Origin of the sequence: Rhizocola hellebori, assembly GCF_016862955.1 — a bacterium.
GTDB classification, from domain to species: domain Bacteria; phylum Actinomycetota; class Actinomycetes; order Mycobacteriales; family Micromonosporaceae; genus Rhizocola; species Rhizocola hellebori.
The window spans coordinates 37229-53812 of record NZ_BONY01000001.1 but is presented as its reverse complement, the minus strand read 5'-3'; the positions used below and the strand labels follow the sequence as shown (position 1 = coordinate 53812).

General features: G+C 68.1%; 16 protein-coding genes. 9 read left to right on the top strand and 7 right to left on the bottom strand.

All coding sequences use genetic code 11. The features are described from left to right. The first annotated feature begins 80 nt into the window (after window positions 1-80). Genes Rhe02_RS00225 through Rhe02_RS00205 form a run of 5 tightly spaced genes read left to right on the top strand, consistent with a single transcriptional unit; the run spans window position 81 to window position 5211 of the window. On the top strand, window positions 81-1418 hold the full coding sequence (locus Rhe02_RS00225) for a sugar ABC transporter substrate-binding protein (protein WP_203905933.1): 1338 nt from the start codon (window positions 81-83) through the stop codon (window positions 1416-1418). 7 nt (window positions 1419-1425) lie between these two features. Beyond that, on the top strand, window positions 1426-2313 hold the full coding sequence (locus Rhe02_RS00220) for a carbohydrate ABC transporter permease (RefSeq protein ID WP_239123116.1): 888 nt from the start codon (window positions 1426-1428) through the stop codon (window positions 2311-2313). After that, on the top strand, window positions 2310-3173 hold the full coding sequence (locus Rhe02_RS00215; protein WP_239123114.1) for a carbohydrate ABC transporter permease: 864 nt from the start codon (window positions 2310-2312) through the stop codon (window positions 3171-3173). Before Rhe02_RS00220 ends, Rhe02_RS00215 begins: the two co-directional genes overlap by 4 nt. After that, window positions 3170-4348: a Gfo/Idh/MocA family protein gene (locus tag Rhe02_RS00210; protein WP_203905932.1), complete on the top strand. Its 1179-nt coding sequence runs from the start codon at window positions 3170-3172 to the stop codon at window positions 4346-4348. The genes Rhe02_RS00215 and Rhe02_RS00210 overlap by 4 nt, the downstream gene beginning before the upstream one ends. Further along, on the top strand, window positions 4345-5211 hold the full coding sequence (locus Rhe02_RS00205) for a sugar phosphate isomerase/epimerase family protein (protein WP_203905931.1): 867 nt from the start codon (window positions 4345-4347) through the stop codon (window positions 5209-5211). Before Rhe02_RS00210 ends, Rhe02_RS00205 begins: the two co-directional genes overlap by 4 nt. On the opposite strand, the gene Rhe02_RS00200 is transcribed toward Rhe02_RS00205, so the two are convergent. The 4 genes from Rhe02_RS00200 to Rhe02_RS00185 all read right to left on the bottom strand — a co-directional run bounded on the left by Rhe02_RS00200 (window position 5193) and on the right by Rhe02_RS00185 (window position 8068). Further along, the gene (locus Rhe02_RS00200; RefSeq protein WP_239123113.1) at window positions 5193-6512 is read right to left on the bottom strand and encodes a family 43 glycosylhydrolase; all 1320 of its coding nucleotides are present in this window, start codon (window positions 6510-6512) and stop codon (window positions 5193-5195) included. The two genes, Rhe02_RS00205 and Rhe02_RS00200, sit on opposite strands and share 19 nt — an antisense overlap. 155 nt (window positions 6513-6667) lie before the next feature. Continuing rightward, entirely contained in the window at window positions 6668-7231 is a 564-nt protein-coding gene (locus Rhe02_RS00195; protein WP_203905930.1) for a dihydrofolate reductase family protein, read from the bottom strand. Between the two features lie 4 nt (window positions 7232-7235). Further along, window positions 7236-7697, bottom strand: coding sequence for an SRPBCC domain-containing protein (locus Rhe02_RS00190; protein ID WP_203905929.1), 462 nt, complete (start codon window positions 7695-7697; stop codon window positions 7236-7238). Further along, window positions 7694-8068 (bottom strand): ArsR/SmtB family transcription factor, encoded by a 375-nt coding sequence (locus Rhe02_RS00185; protein WP_203905928.1) that lies wholly within the window; start codon window positions 8066-8068, stop codon window positions 7694-7696. Before Rhe02_RS00185 ends, Rhe02_RS00190 begins: the two co-directional genes overlap by 4 nt. A 129-nt stretch (window positions 8069-8197) precedes the next feature. Between Rhe02_RS00185 and Rhe02_RS00180 the strand changes: the two genes are divergently transcribed. Together Rhe02_RS00180 and Rhe02_RS00175 are read left to right on the top strand one after the other, a co-directional pair. Next, window positions 8198-9508 (top strand): alpha/beta fold hydrolase, encoded by a 1311-nt coding sequence (locus Rhe02_RS00180; RefSeq protein WP_203905927.1) that lies wholly within the window; start codon window positions 8198-8200, stop codon window positions 9506-9508. 96 nt (window positions 9509-9604) lie between these two features. After that, window positions 9605-11605: an FAD-dependent oxidoreductase gene (locus Rhe02_RS00175; protein ID WP_203905926.1), complete on the top strand. Its 2001-nt coding sequence runs from the start codon at window positions 9605-9607 to the stop codon at window positions 11603-11605. On the opposite strand, the gene Rhe02_RS00170 is transcribed toward Rhe02_RS00175, so the two are convergent. Further along, entirely contained in the window at window positions 11602-12549 is a 948-nt protein-coding gene (locus Rhe02_RS00170) for a BTAD domain-containing putative transcriptional regulator (protein ID WP_275411021.1), read from the bottom strand. The genes Rhe02_RS00175 and Rhe02_RS00170 overlap by 4 nt on opposite strands. A 151-nt stretch (window positions 12550-12700) precedes the next feature. On the opposite strand from Rhe02_RS00170, the gene Rhe02_RS00165 reads away from it, so the two are divergent. Then, window positions 12701-13156: a hypothetical protein gene (locus Rhe02_RS00165; RefSeq protein WP_203905924.1), complete on the top strand. Its 456-nt coding sequence runs from the start codon at window positions 12701-12703 to the stop codon at window positions 13154-13156. Between the two features lie 8 nt (window positions 13157-13164). Here the strand turns inward: Rhe02_RS00165 and Rhe02_RS00160 are convergent, their stop codons facing one another. Continuing rightward, on the bottom strand, window positions 13165-13620 hold the full coding sequence (locus Rhe02_RS00160; RefSeq protein WP_203905923.1) for a hypothetical protein: 456 nt from the start codon (window positions 13618-13620) through the stop codon (window positions 13165-13167). Window position 13621: 1 nt separating this feature from the next. Continuing rightward, window positions 13622-15580 carry a hypothetical protein gene (locus Rhe02_RS00155; RefSeq protein WP_203905922.1) on the bottom strand — a complete coding sequence of 653 codons (1959 nt, stop codon included), beginning with the start codon at window positions 15578-15580 and terminating at the stop codon, window positions 13622-13624. Window positions 15581-15655: 75 nt separating this feature from the next. Between Rhe02_RS00155 and Rhe02_RS00150 the strand changes: the two genes are divergently transcribed. Beyond that, window positions 15656-16438 (top strand): hypothetical protein, encoded by a 783-nt coding sequence (locus Rhe02_RS00150; protein ID WP_203905921.1) that lies wholly within the window; start codon window positions 15656-15658, stop codon window positions 16436-16438. Window positions 16439-16584 lie beyond the last annotated feature (146 nt).

Below are 16584 nucleotides of genomic sequence, written 5' to 3'. Positions count from 1 at the left end.
TGGCAAAAGTTGGCAAACGGTTGCCAGCACATTTCCGCGTTGATACGTTGGCCGCCACATCGCTCCAAAGAGGAGTAAAGATGACAGCGAAACGCTTTTTGTTCGCGCTGGCGTGCGCGATTGTTATGGCAACACCCCTGTCGGCCTGCACCGCCGAGCCGGCGGCCGAGCCCGGCCTGCCCGGGGTCGGCAAGACGCTCAACGTGTTGGTGTCGGCCAACTCCATCTACCCGACGCAGCAGAAGCAGTGGTTCGACGACGTTTCGGCGAAGTTCAAGACCCAGACCGGGGCGAGCGTCACCTTCGAGACCTTCGCCTCGCCAAACGATGAGCTGACAAAGATTCAGACCTCCGTCCTGTCGAGCCAGGGTCCCGATGTCTACTCGCTGGGCACCACCTTCACCCCGACGGCCTACGCCACGGGGGCGTTCGTCGAGCTGACCGCCGACGACTGGGCCAAGGTCGGCGGACGCGACCGGTTCCTGCCCGCGACGCTGGGCATCTCCGGCCCCGACAAGCAACACGAGGTCGGCATCCCGTTCACCAGCCGCCCGTTCGTCATGGCCTACAACACCGAGATGCTCAAGGCGGCCGGCATCGCCAAGCCCGCCGACACCTGGGACGGCCTGCTCGCTCAGGCCAAGACGCTGACCACCGGCGGCAACTTCGGTCTGGCCGTGGCCTACGGCGACAGCTTCGACCCGTGGAAGTTCATCTGGGCGATGAGCGTGCAGGCGGGCAACCCGCTTGTCAACGGCGGCAAAGCACAGCTCGACCAGGAGAGCACCCTGAAGGCCTACCAGACCTACCTGGGCTGGCTGGCGACCGACAAGGTCGTCGATCCGGCCGCGGCCGGGTGGAAGAACGCCCAGGCGATCGCCGCCTTCGGGGCGGGCAAGGCGGCCTTCCTGCCCATGGTTTCGGCCACCTCCAAGGTGACGCTCGACAAGTCGTCGGTGGCGGGTAAATACTCCTACGCCATCATGCCGACCATCCCGCCCGGCGCGACCTCGCTGCCCGCCGGGGGAGTGGCCGCCACGAGCATCCTTTCCGGCGACAACCTTGTCGTCGCGAAGTATTCCAAGAACAAGGATCTCGCGCTGTCACTGGTGAAGATGCTCACCAGCGCGGAGGCGCAGGAGACCTATTACAAGACCTTCGGCGAGCTGCCCACCAACGCCGAATACGCCAAGACGCTGCAGTCCGATCCGGCGCTGGCGGCGATCGTCGACTCCTCCGGCAAGGCCTCCGGCACCCCGTTTTCCGGTGCGTGGAGCCAGATTCAGCTGGCGCTGGTCAACGTCGTGGTGCAGTCGGTGCCCAACCTGGCCGCCGGAAAGGTGGACCAGGCGCAGCTGAAGTCCCTGGTGGCGCAGGCTCAGACCGCGGCCCAGTCGGCGCTGGACAAGGCCAAGTGAGTAGCGGGTGAGCAAGCGTCAAGCCTCCGGGAGCGGGCGTCCACTGTGGATGCTCGCCCCCGGGGGTGTGCTCATGTTCGTCGTCATCGTCGTGCCGCTGGCGGTGGCGCTCTACGTCTCCCTGCTCGACCTCGACCAGTACACGTTCCGGCAGTGGGTGCACGCGCCGTTCATCAGGCTCGGCAACTACTCCGAGGCGATCCAGCGATCTAATTTGCTGCACTCGATCCGGATCAGCGTCGGCTATGCCACCATCGTCACGCTGGCGACGCTGCCCATCGGGCTGGCCGCCGCGCTGGCGACGCAGAACAGATTCCGTGGCCGGGGCCTGGTCCGCTCGATCTTCCTGATCCCCTACGTGCTGCCGGCTTTCGTGGTCGGCACGGTATGGCGGATCATCCTGCAGCCCGACGGCATCGCGGAGCACACGCTGAGCCGCTTCGGGGTCAGCGAAGACCTGTGGCTCAACGGCCCGCGAAGTTTCTGGGCTCTGGTCATCGTGCAGATCTGGGCCAGCTGGCCGCTGGTCTACCTGCTGGCGCTGGCCGGGCTGCAAAGCATCGACCACACCATGCATGAGGCGGCCGCACTCGACGGCACCGGCTGGTGGAGCAAGCTGCGCTACGTCATCTTCCCGTTCCTGCGCGGGCCGGTGACGCTCGCGATGCTGATCGCCTTCCTGCACAACGTCAACAATTTCACGCTGCCGTTCGTCCTGTTCGGCGTGCCCAGCCCACGTGATGTGGAGGTGCTGCCGGTCTTGACGTACGTGGAGGGCTTCCAGAACTTCCGCTTCGGGGTGAGCGCGGCGATGGCCGTGTTCTCGGTGGTGCTCATCGCCATCCCACTCGCGGCCTACCTGCGCGCGGTGCGGCTGGATGTGGGGCAGGCGTGAAACGCGACTCCTCAGTCCACCAGCTGCTGCCCCGCCCGCTGCGGCTGGCGGTCATCGCGGTGTTGCTGGCATCGGTGCTGATTCCTTTGTGCTACATGTTCTTCGCCTCGGTCAACTCAGACCTGTCGGTGGCGGCGGGCGAGTTCTGGCCACAGCAGCTCGATTTCGGGAACTATCTGCGGATCTGGTCGACCGTCGAGCTCGGCGGCGGCCTGGTCAACAGTTTGATCGTGGCGGGCGCGGTGGCGGTCGCGTCCGCCCTCTTAGCCACCCTGACGGCCTATGTGCTGGTGCGCTTCAGCTTTCTGGGCCGGCTGGCTTTCCTACGCGGATTGCTTGCGCTGCAAAGCATTCCCGGCACTCTGATGCTGCTGCCGGTCTTCGTGCTCTTCGCCAGCCTGGCCACGGTCTTCGGGGTACAGGTGATCGGCACGCGGTGGGCGCTGGTGGTCACCTACCTCACCTTCGCGCTGCCCTTCTCCACCTGGGTCATGGTCACCTATCTGCGCGGACTGCCGCGCGAGCTCGACGAGGCGGCCCGCATCGACGGCGCTTCGTCGTGGGGCGTGCTGACCCGCATCGTGGTGCCGCTGAGCTGGCCCGGCCTGATCGTCTCGGGAATCTTCGCCTTCCTGCTCGGCTGGAACGACGTCCTCTTCGCCTCGGTCATGACCAATCCGGAGAGCCGCACCGCAGCCGTGGCGCTGCAGGTTTTCGGGGCCACCCAGGAGGGCGGGGCGATCCCCGTCTACGGCCAGATGATGGCGGCCGCCCTGGTCTGCGCGCTGCCAGTGGTGGTGCTTTACCTCATTTTTCAGCGGTACCTGATAAGCGGCTTGACCGCGGGCGGGGTCAAATGACACAGCAGGGCGAAACACCCATCCGGGCCGCCATATTGGGCAGCGGGATCATCGGCCGCCATCACGGCGAGGCGATGGCGCGGCTGCCCCGGCTGCGCGTCGACGCCGTCATCGATGCCGTGCCGCAAGCCGCCCAAGCCCTGGCCGCCCTTATCGCCAGCACCCGCGCGGCAAACGGAGCGCCGGCGGGGGCTTCGGCCGATCGGGCCGCGGCAGACCGGGCACCGGCGGGGGCTTCGGCCGATCGGGCCGCGGCAGACCGGGCACCGGCGGGGGCTTCCGCAGCGCCGGGCGAGCCGGGTTGTTACGAGTCGCTGGGGGCGGCGCTCGCCGACCGGGAGCTGGACCTGGTGGTGATCTGCACCCCGAGCGGAATGCATGCCGGCGCCGCGCAGGAGGCCCTCGCCGCGGGCAAGCACGTGGTCATCGAGAAGCCGCTCGACGTCTCGCTCGATCGGGCCCGCCAGGTGGCCGAGCTGGCGACGCAGGCGCAAAAACGCGGGCAGGTCTGCTCGGTGATCAGCCAGCATCGGTTCGACCCGGCCAGCGCCGCCGTCTACCGGGCGGTGGCACAGGGCGAGCTGGGCCGGATCACCTCGGCGGTGGCCTCGGTGCCCTGGTGGCGGGAACAGTCCTACTACGACTCCGCCGGATGGCGCGGCACCAAGGCGCTGGACGGCGGCGTGACCATGAACCAGGCCATCCACACCATCGACCTGCTTGTCTGGCTGCTCGGCGAGCCGGTGGAGGTGTTCGCCTACACGGGTTTGCTGGCCCACGAACGGGTCGAGGTCGAAGATGTGGCCGTGGCCTGTGTCCGCTTCCGCTCCGGCGCGCTCGCCGTGCTGCACGCGAGCACGGCCGCCTATCCGGGGCTGGCGGCCCGGCTGCAGATCCACGGCTCCCGCGGCTCGGCGATCATCCAGGACGATCAGCTGGAATTCCTCCACGTCGCGGGCGCGCCCGGCGGCGTGAATCAGGCGCCGCCCGCGGAAAAGGAAGCCGACGGTTTTCTGATGGGGCACGTGCGGCAGTACCAAGACATCATCAACGCGATAGACGAGGGTCGCGCGGCGGCGATAGGCGCGCAGGAAAGCCTGATGTCGCTCGCCGTGGTGGTCGGCGTCTACCGCTCGGCGCAGCTCGGGCGGCCGGTTCGGATGGAAGAGCTATGAGGTTTTCTGTATTCACCGCCTCGACCCCGCAGTGGACTCCGCCACAGGCGGCGCAAACCCTTGCCGCGCAAGGCTGGGAAGGCATCGAGTGGCGCATCACCGATCAGGCTGAGGCGGCCGAGCCCGGCTTCTGGGCGGGCAATCTCGCCACCTGGCCGCTGACCGGCCTGGAGGAGCACCTCGCCGAGATCGCCCGGATAACCCACGGGGCGGGCCTGCAGTTCTCGGGCCTGGGCGGCTACACCCGCGCCGACGATCGGTCCAATGTGGAGCGAATGCTGGCCGCGACGGCCGCGCTCGGGGCCGGGCGGGTGCGGGTGACCATGCCGGCGCTGGGGGAGGGGCACTATCGCGACCTGCTGGCCCGCACCCGCGACGATCTGGCGTGGGCGGCGCAACGCGCGTCCGAACACGGCGTCACCGTCCTGGTCGAGCTGCACCACCGCACCATCGTCGCGTCGGCGTCGGCCGCCATGCGCCTCGTCGACGGGCTCGACCCGGCCCGGGTCGGCGTCATCCACGACATCGGCAACCTGGTGATCGAGGGTCACGAGGACCCGCTGGCCGCCTTCCAGATGCTCGGGCCCTACCTGGCTCACGTCCATGTCAAGAACGTGGCCTGGCGCCCAGCCGGCACCACCCCCGGCGGCACCGTGGTCTGGGCGCAGGATTGGGCCCCGCTCTGGGAAGGCCAAGCCGACCTCGACGCCTACCTGCACGCGCTCATCGCGCACGGCTACGACGGCTGGGTGACCGTGGAAGACTTCTCCACCACCCAGCCGCTCGCCGAACGCACCCGGGCCAACCTGGCCTACTTGCGTTCCCTGCACCAGGCCACGTCGCCTCAGGCGACTTCGACGTAATCCAGCTCGGCCCAGCGGGTGCGGAAGGTGAGGCGCAGGGTGTTCCAGCCGGCGTTGAGGTTGACATTGACGGCGGCTTGCCGCCAGGTTTCCCAGCCGGTGTTGGGATAGTTCACCACGATGCCCGCGCCGCCGTTCACGCTCAGCGTGTGCTGGGCGTCGCCAAGGCCTGCGGCGTAGGCGATCCAGGCGGTGTAGCCGCCGGTTCTGGGGGCGAAGACGGAGACCTGCACCCAGCTGTCCGCGAAGTCGATGTAGGCCACGACCTGGCCCTGCGAAGCGGTGCCGGTGTTGCGGATCGAGCAGTGGCTGAGGGTGCCGCGTTCGAGTTCGGTACGCACCCGGCTTCCGCGCACGACGGGGAAGTTGCCGGCCCAGCCGAGGGCGGCCACGTACATGCCGCGGGCGGTGTAGTTGTTGATCCAGCCGTGGAAGACGAGGTGATCGCCGGTGGCCTCGCGGATGACGTCGGCCCCGCCCGGCCCGCGCACGGCGCTGTTGACGCTCGCGGTGGTCATCAGCGAGCGGAACGCCTTGGTGTAGGGGCCGGTGAGAGCGGTCGAGGTGGCGTAGCTGGTTTGGTAGCCGTCGCCTCCGTACCCGCCTAGAGAATAGAAAAGCACGTATTGCGAACCGGATTTGGTCAGCACGGGGGCTTCGATGATGCCCGCTTCCTCGGGCGCTCCGCTGCGCAGCAGCTCCACGCGGGCACCCACCAGGGTCACGCCGTTGGCGGCAACCTGTTGCAGCCAAAGGCTTGTCGGCTGCCCGATGGCGTTGCCGTCGTCCTTGTAGAGCAGGTAACGCAGGCCGGTGCTGTCGACAAAGCTTGACGCGTCGATGTCGCCGCCCTCGCCGCCGTTGCACACCAACGGTTGCGTGCCAACGGGTGTGAACGGCCCGAGCGGGGAGGTGGCATAGGCCGCGCCGAGGCACTGCCGTCCGGCGGCGACGCTGCGCGCGGTGTAGTAGAGCAGGTAGCGGCCATCGGCAAGACGCGACACGTCGGGCGCCCAGGTCAGCCCGCCGCTGGCCCACGCCCCCAGGGCCGGCAAGGCGTTCCCGCGCCGCGTCCACGGCCCGGTGATCGAGGTGGCCGACGCCACCGGTACGTTGCCGAAGCCGTTGTTGGTCGAGTAGGCGTAGTAGGTTCCGTCGAATTTGGAGATGTCGGGGTCGGCGAAATCACTGCCGATGACCAGGGCCGGAGCGGTGGTGGCCATGATCGAGACGTCGGCCGCGGCGGGCGGCGCGAAAGTTAGTAGCGTGATCGCGATGGCCGCTGAAAATAATAAACGCATTTGAATATATTCGCATCGATGGTTTGCCCGGCGAAACCCGTAAACAGATCCGCGGCCGGATCTGCTGCGCTTCGCCTACGGGCCGCGGCTGACGATGACGACCTGATCCGCTTCGCGGAAGGCATCTCCATAGTGGAGCCGTGAGGGGCTGCCGTTCACTGCCCGAGAACGCGGTAGCGCAGATGTACGACGCCGTTTCGGAACCGGCGCTCATCGATGAGCTCAAGGTCGGTGCGCATGCCGGTCGGCAGCCCTGGCTTGCCCCCGCCGACGACAACGGGCAGGACGGCCAGCTGGCACTCGTCGACCAGCCCGGCCTTGAAAGCCTCCGTCGCGAGGCTGGCGCCTCCTACGGTCAGATCACTGCTGGCCGTGGCCTTCAGTTCGCTTACCGCGGCGGGGTCGAAACGGCGTTCGATGCGGGTGTGGGCAGTGGACACCGCGGAAAGGGTCGTGGAGTAAACGACTTTGCTCGCCGCCTGCCAGGCGCTCGCGAAGTCGGCCATGAGGTCGGACTGCGCGGCCAGAGCGGCATCGGTCTCCCAGACGGCCATCGCCTCGTAAAGGCGCCGCCCGTAGAGAAACGTGCCCACAGACCGCAGGAGGTCGGTGTAGGACGCGAACATCTCGTCGCCGATGGGGAACCAGTCGAACGCGCCGCGTTCGTCCTCGATGTAGCCGTCAAGCGACACGTTCGTCGCGTAAATCAGCTTTGCCATACCTCTACCTCTCGATGATTAGTGCGTCCAGCTTGGTGAACGCTTGGCGCCAGCCCTCCTCGGCGTGGTGCGCCAGATGTTCGGGGAACCACTGGCGGATCTCCAGGCGCGTGCGTCCATCAGCCTCGTCGTAGAACTCGACCCGCAGCCTCGTCGCATGCGGCTCGATGCCCTCCGGCAGCCGGCCGCTGACGTGAAAGACGCCTTCGAGTAGCTCGCCGTCGACGACGTCGGTGAGGTCAACGTGGATGTGCACGCGAAGCTCGGGTTGCGCCGCAAAGACCTCCGTCCACCGTTGAAAGCCGCCGGGACGCACGTCGAACTCCATCTCGTCGCGCGGAATGGTGTTGCCGATCGGACCCCACCACGACGCCAGGTGGTCGGGATCGGTGAAGGCCCGGTAGACGAGCTCCCGCGGCGCGTCGCACACACGCGTGATGACGATCTGCGGAGTTTCCGTTTTCATGCGAGCTCCTTGGGGTCGCCGGCCATCCGGTCCGTTGCCCGTGCGGCGGCCTGCACCGCGGCGAGGTGGGCATCGAGGCGGCTGAGGGACGAGTCCCAGAACCGCCGGTAGCGCTCGATCCAGACCGCCGCCTCGCGCAGCGGGGCAGCTTCGAGGCGGCTCGCGCGCCACTTGCCCGACCGTGACCGTGAGATGAGCTCGGCGCGCTCGAGCACTTTGAGGTGCCGTGACACCGCCGGCATCGAGATCGACAAAGGAGCGGTGAGCTCGGTGACGGTGGCGTCGCGTGTAGCCAGCTCGGCGAGGATCCCCCGTCGAGTCGGGTCGGCCAGCGCCGAGAACACCGCGCTGAGCTGATCGGTGCCAGCCATCGAAGCCCCCTTCACTTAACCAATGTGTTAAACGTATTGGCCCGCGGGTGATGTTGTCAACGTGTCGGGGAGCTACGATGCTGAAAACTATCAGTGGTAGTTAACCGTCCCCCCGCACGGAGGCAACGCATGCGACGTAAGGTCTTCGTCCTCGCGGCCGTAGCGCTTCTAGCGACCGCCCTCCCGGTCTCCTCGGCCCAGGCCGAGCCCTCGACACCAGCCAGGCGTCCCGTGGTCTTCGTCCACGGCAGCGCTGGTTCCGCCATGCAATTCCAGACCCAGGCCAAGCGCCTCGCGAGCAACGGCTACCCGGCCGAGATCATCGAGGCGCACGACTACGACTCCACCTTCGCCACGGAAACACCCGACCAGATCTTCGCCCGGCTGGACCAGCGCATCGCCCGGCTGCTGGCCCAGACCGGGGCCGACAAAGTGGACCTGCTGGGTCACTCGCTTGGCACCTTCATGGCACAGAGCTATCTGGCCAGCCCGCTGCGGGCCGCCACGGTGGCGCACTACGTCAACCTGGACGGCCGTACGGCCACCGCGCTTCCTGGAGGCGTGCCGACCCTCGCGGTCTGGGGCGAGGGCAGTACCGAGCGCACCATCATCGGCGCCACCAACGTCTACTTCAGCGACCAGTCGCACACCCAGGTCGTCACCTCGCCGGAAACCTTCGTCCAGGTCTACCGCTTCTTCACCGGCGCGGGTCCACGTACGACACAGCTGCTGCCCGAGCCGCCGGGCCGGCTGACCCTGTCCGGGCGGGCGGTGCTCTTTCCGACCAACGTCGGGGTGGCCGGGGCCACCCTTCAGGTCTACGCGATCAATCCGCTGACCGGGGCCAGGCGGCCCGGCCCGCCCTTGGAAACCTTTGTGCTGCCTGAAGATGGATCGTTCGGGCCGTTCCGCGCACTCGGCTTCCGGCGCTACGAATTCGCTCTGGTGCGTGAAGGCGCGGCCACCCACCATTTCTACTTCCAGCCGTCGGTGCGCTCGGATCGGCTCATCCGGCTGCTCGCCGGGATCCCCGGTCAGGGGCTCGATGCGCTGACCGAGAAGAGCGAAGCACACACCAACCTGGTCATCTCGCGCAACAAGGAATGGTGGGGCGACCAGGGCGAGGGCAGCGACGCCCTGTATGTCAACGGCCAGAACATCCTCAACGCCGCGAACACGCCGCGGGTCAAGCGGGCCATCGGGATTTTCGCCTACGACCGCTTTGTCGACCGGGCCACCGATCTGACCGCGCCGATTCCAGCGTTCTTCGCCCAGACCTTCATTACCGGAATGGACGTCTATGTGCCGGCCGCGCCCGCTAACTTGGGGATCGCGTTCGTTGCGGTGAAATCGCGTACCGGCGGTCTCGAACTTGTCAATGTGCCGAACTGGCCTTCGGCGCAGCATCGGGTGACAATCCAGGTCAACGACTACGACTAGTGCCACAAGCCGGCGGCGGCCCAACTCCCAGGGGGCCGCCGCCCCTATTCTTGACATATGTCGATTCATTCCGTTGCCCGCCAAGGAGAGTCGGTCATGGCACATCCGTTGAGCCGCCGCCACGTGCTTAGTCTGGGCGGGGCCACCCTGATCCTGACCGGGATCCCGGCGGCGAGCTATGCCGCCGCCGTCGTGGAGGTGGATCTGGTCGTCTACGGAGCCACCTCCGCCGGGATCGTCGCGGCGGTGCAGGCCCGGCGGATGGGCCGCACCGCGGTCGTCATCGAGCCCGGCACCCATCTGGGCGGGCTGAGCACCGGCGGGCTGGGGATGACCGATTCCGGGGTGAAGGAAAGCATTGGCGGGATAGCGGGGGAGTTCTACCGAAGGATCCACGCGAAATACGCCGGAACCCCGGTGACGCCAACCTCGCCGGCCCGGTTCACCTTCGAGCCCCACGTCGCCCGGGCGGTCTTCGACGATCTGCTGTCAGCCGCCGGGGTACCGGTCTACTACTCGATCCGGTTGAGCACGGTGACCCGGGCCGGGAGCCGCATCACCGAGGTCGCCGCCGACAACGGCCAGGTGTTCCGGGCGCCCATGTTCATGGACTGCAGTTATGAAGGCGACCTGATGGACAGGGCCGGGGTGGCCTGGACCTCCGGGCGCGAGGCGAATTCGGCCTACGGCGAGACCATCAACGGTGTGCAGCTGCGCGACAAGCATCAGTTCACGCTGCCGGTCTCGCCCTACCGCACGGCCGGTGACCCCGCGTCGGGCCTGCTGCCCGGCATCGCGGCCACGGTGGCCCCCAACGGCACGGCCGACACAAGGATCCAGGCCTACAACTTCCGGATGTGCCTGACCCAGGCGGCCGGGCGCATCCCGTTCCCGCGCCCGGCCGGTTACGACGCTGCCGACTACGAGCTGTTGTGGCGCTACATCCAGGCCGGCTACACCGGGCCGTTCTTCACCACGCACAGTGTGGGCGGCGGCAAGACCGACTCGAACAACAACGGCGCTTTCTCCACCGACCACATCGGTGGCAACTACAGCTACCCGACCGCGAGCTATGCCGCCCGCGACGCCATCTTCGCCGAGCACCGCCGCTATCAGCAGGGCCTGATGTGGTTCCTGGCCAACGATTCCCGGCTCCCGGCCGCGATCCGTTCCGCGACCGCGTCGTGGGGTTTGGCTGCCGACGAGTTCACCACCACCGGCGGCTGGCCGCCACAGCTCTACGTTAGGGAAGCCCGCAGGATGGTGTCGGCTTATGTGATGACCGAGCACGACTGCCGCCGGAACGTGACCGCGGCCGACCCGGTGGGCATGGCCAGTTACACCATGGACTCACACAACTGTCAGCGCGTGGTCGTCGACGGCCTGGTCAAGAACGAGGGCGACGTGCAGATCGGGATTCCCGGCGCTTACCCGATCAGCTACCGCTCGATCGTGCCGAGCTCCGGCCAGTGCACCAACCTGGCGGTGCCGGTGTGCCTGTCGGCCAGCCACATCGCCTACGGCTCCATCCGGATGGAACCGGTGTTCATGATCCTGGCCCAGTCCGCGGCCACCGCCGCCATCCTCGCCACCGACGCGGCGGTTTCCTTGCAGCAGCTGAGCTATCCCGCGCTGGCGGCCCGGCTGCGCGCCGACGGGCAGATCCTGCAATGGCCGATTCCCACGCCGGGCGAGGTGATCCTCGACAACGCCGCCTCGTCTGGGGTGACCCGGGCCGGCACTTGGCTTTCCAGCACGTCCATCAGCGGCTTCTACGGCCCCGACTATGAGCACGACAACAACACCGCCAAGGGCGTCAACCGGTTGCGTTTCACGCCCGCGCTTCCCGCGGCCGGCGCCTATACGGTCTACCTGCGGTGGACTTCGCACACCAACCGGGCCAGCAATGTTCCCGTAGACGTGGTGCACAGCGGTGGCATCACCACCCGTACAGTCGATCAGCGGGTCTCCGGTGGGCAGTGGGTTTCCCTTGGCAGCTATAGCTTCTCGGCCGGCAGCGCGGGCAGCGTGCTGCTGCGCACCGAGAACACCAACGGGTACGTGATCGCCGACGCCGTGCGTTTCGTGGCCGGCTAACCCGCGGCGGCCGGTTGCAGGGTGGCTAGATATGCCTGCCGCAGCGCAGGTCCCGGATCGACGCCCAGCTCGGTGGCGAGACGGCCGGCGAGGCGGTGGTAGACGCCGATCGCGGCCGCCTGTTGCCCGTTTCCGGCCAGGGCCCGCATCAGCAGCGCGTGAACCCTTTCGTGCCACGGCTCGACTTCGGCGATTTCCTTGAGCAGCAATCCGACCTGTTCGAATTTGCCGGCCGCCAGCGCGAGGTCGGCGTAGGCCAGCGCGATCGACAGGCGATGGTGGTGCAACGACGAGGCGGTGGCGCGCTGGGTGATGGCGTCGCCGCTGTCGGCCAGGACGGGGCCGCGCCAGCAGGCCAGCGCCTGCTCGAAGTGGCGCTGCGCCAAGGCGTGGTCGCGTGACGCCGCCGCGGCCCGGCCCAGGTCGGTCAGCTTCACGAACCTGGCGAGGTCGAGGCTGTTCTCGTCGACGATCATCTGGTACCCGCCGCCGGTGGAGGTGATGGTGGCGCTCGGGATGCGGGGCCGCCGGTGCGGCTCCAGAACGGCGCGAAGGCGATTGATGTGCACGTGGATGAGGTTGCGCCAGGAGGACGGCGGGCGGCCCGGCCACAGCACGTCGGCGAGGTCGGAGCTGGTGACCACCCGATCGTAGTGAAGGGCAAGGAATCCGAGCAGATTGCGCCGTGACGCGGAGGTCAGCTCAACGCGGTCGGCTCCGCGGCGTACTTTCAGCGGGCCCAGCACGCCGATCCACAATGGTGGATCGGGAAGCTCGGTGCGCAGCGCACGCAGGATCCGCTCGGCCGAGCCCCGGCGCGGCGATGATTTTCCCGTCTCTATGTTGCGCAGCGCGCGAAGGCTGAGCCCGGCACGTTTCGCGACCGTCGCCTGGGACAAACCAAGATCAAGTCTCGAAGATCGAAAAGCGTGCACGTCCCCCATGGGGACCGATGGTTGATTATGGGGCAGGTGGTGTCAACTCCAGGCGGCAGTTGCCGTGTTGGTTGCCGTTAAGCGAGCGGGAAGAGGCGGTGCCTAGCGTTTCGGCCAGCGACGTCCGCATCGCCGCGAAAGCGGCAGAAGGAGCATGTGCATGCCTCGACTACGCACAACCGCAAGGCTGGCGGCGGCTGCGCTGATGGCGACGATGGCCATCACCGCCGCGGTACAGGCGCCCGCAATCGCCTACGACGGCTGCTGGGGCAGCGGTGGCGCACACCAGGACTATCTGGGCAACACCTACGGCACAGCGTGGTGCAACGCGTACACCGGTGGAAATGTCATGGCCGGCGGGGTCTCCTCCGGCTACCTCAACGCCGGCAACAGCTGGTTCGTCTGCCAGGAGCAATGGGTCGGCTACGAGAACCCGCATGTCGGCAGCGCCCGCAACAACTACTGGCTCTACACGCAGGCCGACACCAGCACCAACTCCAAGCACGGCTGGGGCTGGTTCCCCGCGACGAAGATTTCCGGCGGCGGCAACTACCAGCCGATCCCGGGGCTTCGCAACTGTGGCACCATCCCGATCTTCCCTAGCCCCACCCCCTGATCGGATGCCTAGGTCCGGGCCGCGAACGCGTCGAGCTCCTGGCGCACCGGCCCGGACTGGGGCAGGCGTTGCCACCACCAGCCGGCGTTCCACTCGTCCGGCGCGAAGCGTTGCAGAACCCCTGTCGCGTCCGGCTCGGTGAACGAGCGAAGCAGCTCGTCGTGTTTGGTGACAGCGGTGAAAGCGTGATCCTCGGCGGTGCGGGGCAGCAGCCGCAGCGCGCGTTCCACGAAGTCGCGGATGATCAGCGCCGCGACGTAGTCGTGCGCCGTCCACGCCTCGTTGTCCTCGCCGGGGCGCAGATACTGCTCGGCGTGCAGCCGGTTGACATGCCCGGCCCAGCTGACCACCAGATCCGCCACCGAACGCGAACGGCCGTGGCCGAGATCGACCGGCGTCGCCTCCATGGTGGCCGTGTCGGCCTCGGTCAGGTCATCGGAGAGCCCGAACGGGTAGCCTTCCATCTCATCCTCCGATGTAGTAAGCCGTGCTGCGCCAAGGCATGTCCCGGTTGATGATGACCTTGACGCCATCGCGGACATACTGCACCGCGTTCTGTCCCGTCAGCTCCGAGCGGGTGCCGCTGCCCAGGGTATCGAGGATCTCCGCCTGGGTCGGCCGGGCCGCGCTGCCGCCGATGTGCATGTCGCCGGCCCCGGTGTGGCGGTAGGTCAGCTCGGCCAGCTCATCCATTGACGAGCCGGTGCCGTCGAAATCGTCCTCGGGAAAGCGGTCTTCGTTGGGCCCGCGCGGGCGGCTGCCACTACCGCCGCCGTCCCCGCCGCCCCCGGAGTCCGCCGCCTCCATCAGCACCACGCCGGTGATCGCGCCGACCAGCCCGGCCTCCAGCAGCATCGAGCTGGAGATGGCCAAACCGGGCGCCAGTGTGCCCAGCCCGCCGGCCAGGGCCAGCCCGCCCGGCGGGAACATGGTGAACAGGGCCGCGATCGTCAGCACCACCAGCACCGCCACGATCGCGCCGGCGAGGGCGGCCAGCACGTGGAACGAGGTGATCGCCTGTTGCCACATCGGAGTTCCGGTGAGCAGCAGGTAGAGCCCGAACGCGCCGCCCACCAGGGCTCCCGCCGCCGACATCAGCTGCAGCCGAGACCGGGTGGCCGACTCGGCATGGGGCTGGCCCAGCGCTTTGGAAAGCAGCCGCAGGTGCACCGTGGACTGCCACATCAGCCAGAGCAGGCCCCCGGCGAGGAACACGATGAGCAGCCAGGACAGCGCGGGGGAGGCCAGCGCCTTTTGAAGCGAGGCGGTGGCGGGGAACCCGCCAGCCACGAAGTAGAGCAGCGATGGCAGGAGCAGCCCCAGCCATACCCAGACCTGCCAATTGCGCACCGCGGCCGTGATCAGCCGTCGCGGTGGGTCGCCGTTGAGGCCGGGGGCGTGACGCCAGGCCGTGCGGGAGTTGGCCCGGTCGATGAGCCAGCGGATAGTCGCCAGCGCGTGATAGAGCGCCGCGGTGGACGGCTCCGGCCCGCGCGCCCGGGCGTAGGCCAGCGACCGGCGCAACCTGCTGAAACGCAACGCGACCAGCAATGTCCACGGCAGACCCAGCAGGGCGAATTCGGACGGGGCGGCGGGCAGCGCCGTGCCCAGGCGGGTCACGTCGCGCCGATCGAAAAATCCGGCGATCATCAAGCCGAGCAGGGGAAGCAGCCACAGCAGCCGGTTCGCGGCGAGAAACGGGGCGGCCAGCGCGTCGCCGAAGCCGGTCTTGCCGAGCAGGGCCAGGTCGTAGTTGACGGCGGCATGCTGGGCCGCGACGAAGATGATCGCCAACGGGCCGGCCACGCGGGCCAGACCGCGGCCGCGCAGCAGCACCCCGACCCCGAGGCCGCCGATCGCGCTCCACGCCAGATGCAGGAAGGTGTCCGGGCCGCCGACGAAAACGAGCAGGCCGGAGCTGGCGGGAGCGGGCAGCCATGATCCGGCTATGGCGCCTGCGTCAGGCACGTAGGTCGCCGACAATCCGGAAGGGACAATCCATCCGTCGGGTACGGCGATCGCCCGCCCGGCCAGATGACTGAACCGCAGGATCGCCTCAAGCAGGCCAAACCCGGCTCCCAGCGCGCCACCGAGCACGAGGTAGTCGGTCAGGCCGAGCTGGAACCGGGTGCGCAAATGCATCCCGACCAACAGCAGCGGGGTCACCTTGACGATCTCTTCGAAGAACGGGTCCACCGTGTAGCTCGCGACGCGAACCACATCGGCCATCCGTTCCCCGGTAAGCTCCGCCACGCCTCTGGTGTAGATCGCTTGCAGGATGAGGGTGGCGACGCCGCACCCGTACATGCCCACCGCGATGCACAGCGCGGCCGTGCTGATCCGGACCGAACGCCCAGCTAGCCAGCCCAAAGCGGCCAGCTGAAGCACGCCGTATCCGGCCGCCAGCACCATATAGAGCGTCACCGCTACAGTCTGCCGGACCTACCCCTGCGCACGCATCGGCGGAAATTGTCGTACAGGGGTTCTATTGTTGTCGTCATGGCGATGGATATGCCCACCTGGTGCGGTGCGTGTGATGAGCGCACGCGCCGCTTCAACCTTGGCGATCTCGAGCGTCGCTGCCCAGACTGCCATCCCTATTGGGCCTTCGGTCATCACTCGATCGACCCGTCGCGGGCGCCGGCCGGCCGCGCCGAGCAGGAGCAGGCCACCCGCTGGCTGGTCTATGAGCTGGTCAGCCTGCGCACGCTGCCCATGACCGAGCTGCGCCGGCGCACCAGCGCGTTCTTCGACTGCGGCTGGACCCCGCAAGACATCGTGCACGCCCTCGACTTCGACCCCGACGGCAGCGCGTTCCGCTCGGTCCCGTCCACCAGCGACCCGCCCGAGCTGACCCGGCGCGCGGTGCTGAACATGCTGTCGTCCTGGTGCGACGAGGGCGGCAAGCCGCTGGCTTCGCCCACCCAGCTGGCGGCCGCCCGGCGGCGCAAGACCCGCTCGCGTCAGCAGGCGACGCGATCGGTCCTGGCCGAGATTGACGCCAGGCAGGTCAACCCCGACGGCGCGGTGGTGTCCGGCGCCCGCGAGGTGGCCCGCAAGGCCGCCGCGCGTGCCAAGCAACTCAAGCTCGAAGGCCGCCAGCGCGAAAGTTCCGCGCTGTGCGCGGCTCTGGCCGAGCAGCAGGCACAGGAAAGCAAGGTGCAGCAGGCGTTGCGGCGATTGGACAAGGCGAAGTTCGGCGTGGTCGCCTCCAGCGGTCCGGCCGAGCAGACCCAAGCCGGCCACCTCGGCACCCCCCGCAGCAACCAGGCCGCAGCCTAAGCACAGGCCCCGCCGGCCACACCGCGATCGCGAGCGGATTGCGCCCTTGTGCGCTGGCACCCGCTGGCGATGGCCCGCGCCGCTGGCGCGAGCGGGTCGCGCTTTGGGCGGCGGCGCACAAGAAGATGGCCGCGCCGCTGGCGCGA